7 protein-coding genes are annotated in these 11600 nt (G+C 58.2%); 5 read left to right on the forward strand and 2 right to left on the reverse strand.

The genetic code is table 11. The features are described 5' to 3' along the window. Both aceF and aceE read right to left on the reverse strand, forming a co-directional pair. Positions 1-1627 (reverse strand): dihydrolipoyllysine-residue acetyltransferase (gene aceF / locus M0974_RS26810; protein ID WP_297844272.1); only part of this gene is annotated, 1627 nt, incomplete at its 3' end. Positions 1628-1781: 154 nt separating this feature from the next. Beyond that, on the reverse strand, positions 1782-4427 hold the full coding sequence (aceE, locus tag M0974_RS26815; RefSeq protein WP_297844275.1) for a pyruvate dehydrogenase (acetyl-transferring), homodimeric type: 2646 nt from the start codon (positions 4425-4427) through the stop codon (positions 1782-1784). 382 nt (positions 4428-4809) lie between these two features. Between aceE and glnE the strand changes: the two genes are divergently transcribed. From glnE to rfaP, 5 genes are all read left to right on the forward strand, one after another. Continuing rightward, complete coding sequence (glnE, locus tag M0974_RS26820; RefSeq protein WP_297844277.1) at positions 4810-7758, forward strand: bifunctional [glutamate--ammonia ligase]-adenylyl-L-tyrosine phosphorylase/[glutamate--ammonia-ligase] adenylyltransferase; 2949 nt, start codon at positions 4810-4812, stop codon at positions 7756-7758. A gap of 125 nt (positions 7759-7883) precedes the next feature. Then, positions 7884-8918 carry a lipopolysaccharide heptosyltransferase II gene (waaF, locus tag M0974_RS26825; RefSeq protein WP_297844279.1) on the forward strand — a complete coding sequence of 345 codons (1035 nt, stop codon included), beginning with the start codon at positions 7884-7886 and terminating at the stop codon, positions 8916-8918. Between the two features lie 11 nt (positions 8919-8929). Continuing rightward, positions 8930-9991, forward strand: a complete 1062-nt coding sequence (gene waaC / locus M0974_RS26830; protein ID WP_297844281.1) for a lipopolysaccharide heptosyltransferase I — start codon at positions 8930-8932, stop codon at positions 9989-9991. After that, the gene (locus M0974_RS26835; protein ID WP_297844284.1) at positions 9991-11115 is read left to right on the forward strand and encodes a glycosyltransferase family 4 protein; all 1125 of its coding nucleotides are present in this window, start codon (positions 9991-9993) and stop codon (positions 11113-11115) included. Before waaC ends, M0974_RS26835 begins: the two co-directional genes overlap by 1 nt. Next, positions 11112-11600 (forward strand): lipopolysaccharide core heptose(I) kinase RfaP (gene rfaP, locus M0974_RS26840; RefSeq protein WP_297844286.1); only part of this gene is annotated, 489 nt, incomplete at its 3' end. The genes M0974_RS26835 and rfaP, both read left to right, overlap by 4 nt.

Below are 11600 nucleotides of genomic sequence, written 5' to 3' on the forward strand. Positions count from 1 at the left end.
GCAGCTCGCTCAAGCGTTTGGTGAAGCGTGCAGCCGCAGCACCGTTGATTACGCGGTGATCGTAGGACAGTGACAAAGGCAGCATCAGTTTCGGCTGGAAGGCTTTGCCGTCCCAGACTGGCTGGATAGTTGCCTTGGACACGCCAAGGATCGCCACTTCCGGCGCGTTGACGATTGGCGTAAAGCCGGTGCCGACAATGTTCCCGAGGCTGGAAATCGTGAAGCACGCGCCTTGCATGTCGTCCGCAGACAGCTTTTTAGAGCGGGCTTTTTCAGCCAGTTCAGCCGCTTCTGCCGCCAATTGCAGCAGGCTTTTCTGATCGACGTTCTTGATCACCGGGACCAGCAGACCTTCCGGCGTGTCCACGGCAAAGCCGATGTTCACGTATTTCTTGCGGATGATTGCTTTGCCGCTTGGTGCCAGCGAGCTGTTGAAGTCCGGCAGTTCCTTGAGCAGGAAAGCGCTGGCCTTGAGCAGCAACGGCAGGACGGTCAGCTTGACGCCGGCTTTCTCTGCAACGGCTTTTTGCGCGATACGGAAAGCTTCCAGTTCGGTGATGTCAGCCTGATCGAACTGAGTCACGTGTGGAATGTTCAGCCAACTGCGATGCAGGCTGGCCGCGCCAAGTTGCATCAGGCGCGTCATCGGTACTTCTTCGGTTTCGCCATAACGGCTGAAGTCGACAACCGGAATCGGCGGAATGCCCGCACCGCCAGTAGCGCCGGCAGCCGGAGCAGCCTTGGCTTTTTGCATCATGGCCTGGACGTAAACTTGCACGTCTTCCTTGAGCACGCGACCGTGTGGACCGGTTGCGCCGACTGCGTTCAGCTCAACGCCGAATTCACGGGCCAGTTGACGAACCGCCGGGCCAGCATGAACCTTGGCGCCGTCTTTAGCGGGTGCTGGTGCCGGAGCAGCAGGTGCCGCTTCAGCTTTCGCCGCAGGCGCAGGCACTGCCGCTTCAGCCTTGGCCGGAGCCGCAGCAGGTGCCGCCGCTTGTGCTGGTGCAGCAGGTGCAGCTGCTGCGCCGGCCACTTTCAATTTCAGGATCAGGTCGCCGGTGCCGACTTCATCGTCCAGCTTGATGATGATGCTTTCCACGACGCCAGCAGACGGCGACGGGATTTCCATACTGGCTTTGTCGGATTCGAGGGTGATCAGTGATTGATCAGCCTCGATGGTGTCGCCGACCTTGACCATCACTTCGATGATTTTGGCTTTGCCTGACGAACCGATATCAGGAACGTGAATGTCCTGGACGGTTTCGCTGGCGGCAGCGTCAGGCGCAGCGGCGACCGGTTCAGCCGCTGCCGGTGCAGGCGCAGCTTTTTCCGGAGCCGCGGCCGCAACCGGCGCAGCAGCAGGAGCCGCCTCGGCAGGTGCAGCAGCCTCACCTTCGACTTCCAGCTCAAACAGCTCGTCGCCTTCTTTCAGGCGGTCGCCCAGTTTCACTTTCATGCTTTTGATGACGCCGGCTTTGGGAGCAGGAATTTCCATGCTCGCCTTGTCCGATTCCAACGTCAAAATGCTTTGTTCGGCTTCGATGCGATCGCCGACCTTGACCATCAATTCAATGACTTCACCTTCACCGTTGCCGATGTCGGGTACTCGAATTAGCTCACTCACAATGTCTCTCCTTCGGAGAACCTGTTCACTCTCGACTGCGCTGTATTGGGTTGCGCCGAAAACAGCGTCGGATGCTCATTTACCGAGGTAAATTCCGCATCGTCAGCCGTTGCGCGCTTCTTGTCAGCGCCCTATGCGATCTTGAGACAGACTCTTAACAATCAAGTGGGTTGCGTTTCTCAGGATCGATGCCGAACTTCGCAATGGCTTCAGCCACTACTTTAGGTTCGATATCGCCGCGATCAGCCAAGGCTTCCAGAGCAGCCAGCACCACGAAGTGACGGTCAACTTCAAAGAAGTTACGCAGCTTCTTGCGGCTGTCACTGCGGCCGAAACCGTCAGTGCCCAGAACTTTGTATTCCTTGGTTGGTACCCACTGACGAATCTGGTCAGCAAACAGCTTCATGTAGTCAGTCGATGCGATCACCGGACCTTTACGGCCAGTGAGGCATTCTTCTACGTAGCTCAGGACCGGTTTCTGACCTGGGTGCAGACGGTTGCTGCGCTCTACTGCCAAGCCATCGCGACGCAATTCGTTGAAGCTGGTAACGCTCCAAACGTCTGCACCGATGTTGAACTGCTCGCGCAGAATCTTCGCCGCTTCACGTACTTCACGCAGGATGGTGCCCGAGCCCATGAGCTGAACGTGGTGCGCCGCTTCCTTGGTGTCTTCTTCCAGCAGGTACATGCCCTTGATGATGCCTGCCTCGGAACCCGCCGGCATGGCCGGGTGCGCATAGGACTCGTTCATCACGGTCAGGTAGTAGAAAACGTCCTGCTGCTCTTCGAACATCAGGCGCATGCCTTCACGGATGATCACCGCAAGTTCATAGCCGTAAGTCGGGTCGAATGTGCGGCAGTTCGGGATCGTCGAGGCCAGGATATGGCTGTGACCATCTTCGTGCTGCAGGCCTTCGCCGTTGAGCGTGGTACGACCCGCCGTGCCGCCAACCAGGAAGCCACGGGTGCGGCTGTCGCCAGCGGCCCAGGCCAAGTCGCCGATCCGTTGGAAACCGAACATCGAGTAGAAGATGTAGAACGGAATCATCGGCTGGTTGTGGCTGCTGTACGACGTACCGGCAGCGATGAAGGAGGACATGGCGCCTGCTTCGTTGATGCCTTCTTCGAGAATCTGGCCTTTCTTGTCTTCGCGGTAGAACATCACTTGTTCTTTATCGACTGGCTCGTAGAGCTGGCCGACGGAGGAGTAGATGCCTAACTGACGGAACATGCCTTCCATACCAAAGGTACGGGCTTCGTCCGGGATAATCGGAACGATGCGCGGGCCGATCTCTTTGTCCTTGACCAGTTGCGACAAGATTCGCACGAAGGCCATGGTGGTGGAGATTTCGCGGTCGCCAGTACCGTCAAGCAACGCTTTGAGGGTTTCCAGCGGCGGCGTCGGCAAGCTGAAACTCTTGGCGCGACGCTGCGGTACGAAACCGCCGAGTGCGGCACGACGCTCGCTCAGGTAACGGGCTTCGGCGCTGCCTTCTTCAGGTTTGAAGAACGGCAGAGCGTCCAGTTGGTCGTCTTTGACCGGAATGTCGAAACGGTCGCGGAAGCTTTTCAGGCTGTCGACGTCGACTTTCTTGGTGTTGTGCGCAGTGTTCTTCGCTTCACCGGCGCCGGTGCCATAACCTTTGATGGTCTTGGCAAGAACCACGGTCGGTTGACCCTTGTGGTTGACCGCCTGGTGGTAGGCCGCATACATCTTGTACGGGTCATGGCCACCGCGGTTGAGCTTCCAGATTTCGTCGTCGGACAGGTCAGCAACCATAGCCTTGAGTTCAGGCGAGTTGAAGAAGTGTTCACGAACGAACGCGCCGTCTTTGGCTTTGTAGTTCTGGTACTCGCCGTCGATGACTTCGTCCATCCGGCGTTGCAGGATGCCGTCGACGTCTTTGGCCAGCAGTGGGTCCCAGAAACGGCCCCAAACAACTTTGGTCACGTTCCATTGAGCACCACGGAACACGCCTTCGAGTTCCTGGATAATCTTGCCGTTGCCGCGAACTGGACCGTCGAGACGTTGCAGGTTGCAGTTGACGACGAAGATCAGGTTGTCGAGTTTTTCGCGACCGGCCAGGGAGATTGCGCCCAAGGATTCCGGCTCATCGGTCTCGCCATCACCAAGGAAGCACCATACTTTCTGCTTGCCTTCAGGGATGTAACCGCGGTGCTCCAGGTACTTCATGAAGCGTGCCTGGTAGATCGCCTGGATCGGGCCAAGGCCCATGGATACAGTCGGGAACTGCCAGAAATCTTTCATCAACCACGGATGCGGGTAGGACGACAGACCCTTGCCATCAACGTCCTGACGGAAGTTGTTAATCTGGTCTTCGGTGATCCGGCCTTCCATGAACGCACGGGCATAAACGCCCGGCGAAGCGTGACCCTGGAAGTAGATCAGGTCGCCGCCGTGTTCGTCGGTCGGTGCCTGGAAGAAGTAGTTGAAGCCTATGTCATACAGCGTCGCGCTGGAGGCGAAGCTGGAAATGTGACCGCCCAGGTCGGGATCGTGCAGGTTGGTTTTGACCACCATGGCCAAAGCGTTCCATCGCACCAACGAGCGAATGCGGCGTTCCATGAACAGGTCGCCAGGCATGCGTGCTTCGTGGGTAACGGGAATCGTGTTGCGATACGGCGTAGTGATGGCGTACGGCAGCTGTGAGCCACTTCTGGTGGCTAGCTCACCCATACGGGTCATCAAATAGTGAGCGCGGTCTTCGCCTTCTTTGTCGAGAACCGATTCCAGGGCGTCCAGCCATTCCTGGGTTTCGACGGGATCGAGGTCTTGCATGGCTTGCTCCAGGGCGGAAAGGCTTCCAGAATCGGTTGCCTGAGTTTGCGACTGGCCTTGTGGGCAGACGACATAAATTCTTGGATGACCGGAGGTTGTACCGGCGTCGTGTAGTTTTACTACAAATCGTCGGCCATTTCAGCTTTTGGGCTGTATGCCTTAGTAGTAAAACTACAGAAGAGCGCGAGTTCAGCTCCTGCTGCGTTGTGAGATAAATCGATATTGTGACTGCGAAGCGAACTCTAACAGGTTAAAACTTGATGCTGGCTGCCAACAAATGCGTTTTTTCAGCTATTTATAACTTTTGTTCGACGATCCTGCCGGTTGTGCATTTCTTCTTGTCACCCCGGCGGCCGTTTCTCACGCCGACCAAGGATAGACCATGAGCCTCCCTATACTGACCGAACTGCCGGCCATCCTCCTGCCGTTTGTCGGTCGTGCGCAACAGACTTTACGTAGCAACGCGACGGCTTTGTCCGACGCCGCATTGGCGCAACTTGACGCGTGGCCCGAGTCCCGCCGGGTAGCGTTCGATCGCGTATGCGCGGCCAGTGACTTTGTGGCAGAGCAAACCTCTCGTGACTCACAAATGCTGCTGGACTTGGTGGACTCGGGGCAATTGGATCGCAGTTTTACCGTGGGTGAGTTGCGCGAACAAATAGCCGCCGCATTACTGTCAGCCGAATCCGAAGACGATGTGGGCCGCCTGTTGCGTCGACAGCGTAGCCGGCATCAAGTTCGCATTGTCTGGCGTGACTTGACCCGACAGGCCGACCTTATAGAAACTTGCCGCGACCTGTCGGACATGGCGGACGCCTGCATCGATCTGGCTTATCAATGGCTGTACGTGCGCCATTGTCAGCAATTCGGCACGCCCATGGGGCGCCGCAGCGGCGAGCAGCAGCAAATGGTGATCCTCGGCATGGGCAAGCTGGGGGCTGTGGAGCTTAACCTCTCTTCGGACATCGATTTGATCTTCGGCTATCCAGAAGGCGGTGAAACCCAAGGCGTTAAGCGTTCGATCGATAACCAGGAATTCTTCATCCGGTTAGGCCAGCGGTTGATCAAGGCGCTGGACCCAATCACCGTGGACGGCTTCGTATTTCGCGTTGATATGCGTCTGCGGCCTTACGGCTCGTCCGGCGCTTTGGTGCTCAGCTTTAATGCGCTGGAGCAGTATTACCAGGATCAGGGGCGCGACTGGGAGCGTTACGCCATGATCAAGGCCCGGGTCGTCGGCGGTGATCAGGTGGCGGGTGCGCAGTTGCTTGACCTGCTGCGGCCTTTTGTCTATCGGCGTTATCTGGATTTTTCGGCCATCGATGCGCTGCGCACCATGAAGCAGCTGATCCAACAGGAAGTTCGCCGCAAAGGCATGGCTGACAACATCAAGCTCGGCGCTGGCGGCATTCGTGAAGTCGAGTTTATTGCCCAGGCCTTCCAACTGATTCACGGAGGGCGCGACCTCAGCTTGCAACAACGGCCATTGCTGAAAGTGCTGAACACACTGGAAGGGCAGGGATACCTGCCGACTGCGGTGATTCGCGAGTTGCGCGAGGGTTATGAGTTTTTGCGTTACACCGAGCACGCGATCCAGGCCATTGCTGATCGTCAGACGCAAATGCTCCCGGACGGTGAAGCTGATCAGGCACGTATTGCGTTCATGCTGGGTTTTGCCGATTGGGCGAGTTTTCATGAGCGCTTGATGTATTGGCGCGGCCGGGTCGCGTGGCACTTCCGCCAGGTGATCGCCGACCCGGATGAAGAAGATGGCACCGAAAACAGCGAACTCGTGGTGGGCGGCGAATGGCTGCCGTTGTGGGAAGAGTCGCAAGATGAAGAGGCTGCTTGCCGACAATTGGAGCAAGGGGGATTCACCGATGCCACTAAGGCACTGAAATGCCTGTCTGGTTTGCGTAACAGCCCACAGCTGCGCGCCATGCAACGGCTGGGACGTGAGCGTCTGGATGCGTTTATTCCTCGGCTATTGGCCCAGGCGGTGGAACATAGCAATCCGGACTTGGTGCTGGAGCGCGTGCTGCCATTGGTTGAGGCGGTGGCTCGACGTTCGGCGTATCTGGTACTGCTCACCGAAAACCCCAGCGCTTTGCGTCGCTTGCTGACGCTGTGTGCGGCCAGCCCATGGATCGCCGAACAAATCGCACGGTTCCCGTTACTGCTGGATGAGTTGCTGAACGAAGGTCGTCTGTTCAGCCCACCCCTTGCGCCCGAGCTGGCGGCAGAGTTGCGCGAGCGGCTGATGCGTATCCCGGAAGACGACCTTGAGCAACAGATGGAAGCCCTGCGCCATTTCAAGTTGGCGCACAGCCTGCGGGTTGCAGCCTCGGAGATCAGCGGCAACTTGCCATTGATGAAAGTCAGCGACTACCTCACCTGGCTGGCGGAAGCGATTCTGCAACAAGTGATGGCGTTGGCTTGGCGGCATACGGTAGCGAAGCACGGTACGCCAATGCGATCGGATGGCACGTTGTGTGATCCTGGCTTTGTTGTCGTGGGTTACGGCAAAGTCGGTGGCATCGAGTTGGGCCATGGTTCAGATCTGGACTTGGTGTTTATTCATGACGGCGACCCACAAGCGGAAACCGACGGCGCCAAACCTATCGACAGCGCGCAATTTTTCACCCGGCTGGGGCAGCGGATCATTCACCTTCTGACCGCTCAGACCAACTCGGGGCAGTTGTATGAGGTCGACATGCGCCTGCGTCCGTCTGGGGCGTCAGGGTTGTTGGTCAGTTCTATCGGCGCATTCAATCGCTATCAACAGAACGAAGCGTGGACCTGGGAGCATCAGGCGCTGGTGCGTGCTCGGGTATTGGTGGGCAGTCAGGAAGTGGGGGCAGATTTCGAGCAGGTCCGCGCCGCTGTCTTGGGTCGGGAGCGTGATCTGCCGACGCTGCGGGCCGAGGTCAGCGAGATGCGCGCCAAGATGCGCGATAACCTCGGGAGTAAGGCGACGGCTGCCGGAACGGCGGCGAACGCCTTTGAAGCCACTGCGCCGTTCGATCTCAAGCAAGATGCCGGTGGTATCGTCGATATCGAATTTATGGTGCAATACGCCGCCTTGGCATGGTCCTGTGAGCATCCGGAGCTGCTGCGTTACACCGATAACATCCGTATTCTCGAAGGGTTGGAGCGCGCCGGTTTAATGTCCGATGCGGACGCCGAGTTGTTACGTGAGGCCTATAAAGCCTACCGTTCAGCCGCTCACCGTCAGGCCCTGCAGAAGCAGGCTGGGGTGGTTAGCGGTGATCAATTTCACGCCGAGCGACGGGAAGTGTTGCGGATCTGGGCGAGGTTGGGCTTGAGCTAAGTATCGCAATGGCACGCCGACAGGGGCGTTCTTAGTAGCTATGACAGGGAGGCGTCAGGTTGTGTGGCAATGCACAACAACCTGGCTAGCCTCCCTGATCGTTTCTGGTGGTTTTTGGATTACGCATGAGAATTCTGATCGTAGGGCCAAGCTGGGTCGGCGACATGGTGATGGCGCAAACGCTGTTCCAGTGCCTAAAACAGCGTTATCCCCAGTGTGAAATCGATGTGCTGGCGCCCGAGTGGAGTCGGCCGATCCTTGAGCGCATGCCAGAGGTGCGCAAGGCCTTGAGCTTTCCGCTCGGCCACGGCGCGTTGGAGTTAGCAACCCGCTGGCGGATCGGCAAGTCGCTGGTGGGGCAATACGACCAGGCGATTCTGCTGCCGAACTCGCTGAAATCAGCGTTGGTGCCGTTTTTTGCCGGCATCCCCAAGCGCACTGGCTGGCGGGGCGAGTTTCGTTATGGGCTGCTCAACGACGTGCGCACCCTCGACAAACAACGCTATCCGCTGATGATTGAGCGGTTCATGGCGCTGGCTTATGATTCTGGTGCCGACATCCCTCGGCCCTACCCACGTCCGACCCTGCAAATCGATGCGGCTACCCGAGACGTCGCGTTGCAAAAATTTGATTTGAGCCTTGATCGTCCCGTGCTTGTGCTGTGCCCCGGTGCCGAGTTTGGCGAATCCAAGCGTTGGCCCTCCGAGCATTACGCTAAAGTTGCCGAAGCCAAGGTCCGTGAGGGTTGGCAGGTCTGGTTGTTCGGTTCGAAAAAGGATCATCCGGTGGGCGAAGCCATTCGTGATCGGCTGATTCCAGGCCTGCGCGAAGAGTCCGTCAACCTCTGCGGTGAAACCTCGCTGGCCGAAGCGATCGACCTCATGTCTTGCGCTGACGCTGTCGTCTCCAATGACTCGGGGCTGATGCACGTGGCTGCGGCGCTTAATCGTCCGCTGGTGGCGGTGTACGGTTCCACCTCTCCAGGGTTTACTCCGCCTTTGGCTGAACACGTCGAAATCGTCCGGTTGGGCATCGAATGCAGCCCTTGCTTCGATCGCACCTGCCGTTTCGGCCACTACAACTGTCTGCGGCTGCTTGAGCCCAAACCTGTGGTCGAGGCGCTTGAGCGTCTGGGCGGCACACCGGTCGAGGTTTCCTGATTTTGTGTAGCTTGCGGGTACTATTGATTAAAACCTCTTCGATGGGGGATGTGATTCACGTATTGCCAGCGTTGACCGACGCGGCGCGTGCGTTGCCAGGCATTCAGTTCGACTGGGTGGTGGAAGAGAATTTTGCCGAGATTCCGTCTTGGCACCCTGCGGTGGCAGATGTGATTCCGGTGGCTATCCGCCGCTGGCGTAAAAACCTCTGGCAAACGTTCAAGGGCGGCGAGTGGCGCGGCTTGAAGAAGCGCTTGGGCGACACCCATTACGACCTGGTGATCGACGCTCAAGGGCTTGTGAAAAGTGCCTGGCTGACCCGCTACGTAAAAGCGCCGATTGTGGGCCTTGATAAACTCTCTGCCCGCGAGCCGTTGGCCAGCCGATTTTATGACCGGCATTTTCCGGTCAATCCCGCGCAACATGCGGTGCAGCGCTCGCGGTTGTTGTTCGCGCAAGCCTTGGGTTATGAAGTCCCGGACGATATCGGTGATTACGGCCTGGATTGCTCACGCTTGATAGACGCACCGGTTGATGCGCCGTTCGTGTTGTTTTTGCACGGCACCACCTGGGACACCAAACATTGGCCCGAGCTCTATTGGCGGCAGTTGGCTGAAATTATGGTCGGGCGCGGCTTGCAGGTGCGTTTGCCGTGGGGTAACCCTGCGGAGCTGGCCCGTGCCGAGCGCATTGCCTATGGCCTCGATAACGTCGTGGTGCTGCCCAAGCTGAATCTGGCCGGTATGGCGCGGGTGTTGGTTGTCGCTCAAGCCTGTGTGGCGGTGGACACTGGGCTCGGCCATCTGGCAGCCGCGTTGGACGTGCCGACCGTGTCACTGTTTGGTCCGACTGACCCTGTATTGACCGGTGCTTACGGTCGATCACAGGTCCATATCGCCAGCGACTTCCCGTGCGCGCCGTGCCTGCAAAAAAAATGTACTTATCGCCCGACCGCTGAAGAACAGCGTCGTTTTGATCTCAATCGCGAGTGGCCGTTGTGCTTCACTCGTTTGAATCCCGAGCGAGTAGCGAGCCAATTGGGCTCGCTGTTGCTGGCAAAGGAATCCAGCTGATGCAATTGGCTTTTGTACTGTACAAGTATTTCCCGTTTGGCGGCCTGCAGCGCGACTTCATGCGCATTGCCTTGGAGTGCCAGCAACGCGGTCACCAGATTCGCGTCTACACCCTGACGTGGGAAGGCGACGTGCCCCCCGGTTTCGACGTGGTGATGGTGCCGGTCAAGGCACTGTTCAACCACACGCGCTACGAAAAACTCACGGCGTGGGTCGAAGCCGATTTGGCCAAGCGCCCCGTGGACCGTCTAATCGGCTTTAATAAAATGCCCGGTCTGGACGTGTACTACGCCGCCGATGGCTGTTTTGAAGACAAGGCACAAAACCTGCGCAATGCGTTGTATCGCCGCTGGGGTCGCTACCGACACTTCGCGGCCTATGAACGAGCAGTGTTCGCCAAAGGCGCAAAAACCGACGTATTGATGATTTCCGAAGTCCAGCAGCCGCTGTTCGTCAAACACTACGACACCCCGGCGGAACGCTTTCATTTGTTGCCGCCTGGTATCAGTCTTGACCGTCGGGCGCCGGCCAATGCGCCGCAGATTCGTGCCGAGTTCCGAGAGGAGTTTGGCTTGGCTGACGATGATTTGCTGGTGGTGCAGATTGGCTCCGGGTTCAAGACCAAGGGCGTAGATCGCAGCCTCAAAGCAGTGGCTGCGTTACCGCCGGAGCTGAAAAAACGCACGCGGCTCTTTGTAATCGGCCAGGACGACCCCAAAGTATTTCAGGTCCAAAGCGCCGCCTTGGGCATTGGCGAGCAGGTGCAGTTTCTCAAGGGTCGCAGCGATATCCCGCGCTTCCTGATGGGTGCTGATCTGTTGGTTCATCCGGCTTACAACGAAAACACGGGCACTGTTCTGCTTGAGGCGCTGGTTGCCGGTTTGCCAGTGCTGGTCAGCGCCGTGTGTGGTTATGCGCACTACATCGCTGAGGCTGACTGCGGGCGGGTGCTGGACGATCCGTTCGAACAGGCACAGCTCAATCAATACTTGGCTACCATGCTCGCCGATGATTCGGCGCGCGCAGCCTGGAGCCAGCACGGTCTGGTCTTCGCCGATACGGCGGATCTTTACAGCATGCCGCAGCACGCGGCCGATGTGATTCTGGCGGAGCACCACGGATGAAGTTGATTCTCGCTGAACCGTTCGAAAGCCTGTGGAACGGGCGCGATGCCTTCGTTGAAGTCGAGGCGCTGGACGGGCTGGTTTACCGCGAACTCGAAGGTCGGCGCACGCTGCGTACCGAAGTCGAAGGTCGAGGCTATTTCGTCAAGATCCACCGCGGCATCGGCTGGCGTGAAGTGGCGAAAAATCTGGTCACCGCCAAGCTTCCAGTGCTGGGGGCAGGGCAGGAGTGGAGGGCGATAAAGCGCCTGCACGAAGTCGGTGTGCCAACCATGACGGCCGTGGCCTATGGCGAGCGCGGCAATAACCCGGCGTCGCAGCATTCTTTTATCGTCACTGAGGAACTAGCGCCGACCGTAAGTCTGGAAGATTTCAGTATCCATTGGCGTGAACAGCCTCCTGAAATACACCTCAAGCATGCCTTGATCGCAGAAGTTGCGCGCATGACCGGCATGATGCACCGCGCCGGGGTCAATCATCGAGAC

The organism is Pseudomonas sp., from assembly GCF_026224925.1.
In the GTDB taxonomy this organism is placed as follows: domain Bacteria; phylum Pseudomonadota; class Gammaproteobacteria; order Pseudomonadales; family Pseudomonadaceae; genus Aquipseudomonas.

What these genes read in the sequence shown, in the direction of transcription:
- aceE (WP_297844275.1), bottom strand. Translation starts at nt 4,427, where the DNA reads ATGCAAGACCTCGATCCCGTCGAAACCCAGGAATGGCTGGACGCCCTG.
- glnE (WP_297844277.1), top strand. Translation starts at nt 4,810, where the DNA reads ATGAGCCTCCCTATACTGACCGAACTGCCGGCCATCCTCCTGCCGTTT.
- waaF (WP_297844279.1), top strand. Translation starts at nt 7,884, where the DNA reads ATGAGAATTCTGATCGTAGGGCCAAGCTGGGTCGGCGACATGGTGATG.
- M0974_RS26835 (WP_297844284.1), top strand. Translation starts at nt 9,991, where the DNA reads ATGCAATTGGCTTTTGTACTGTACAAGTATTTCCCGTTTGGCGGCCTG.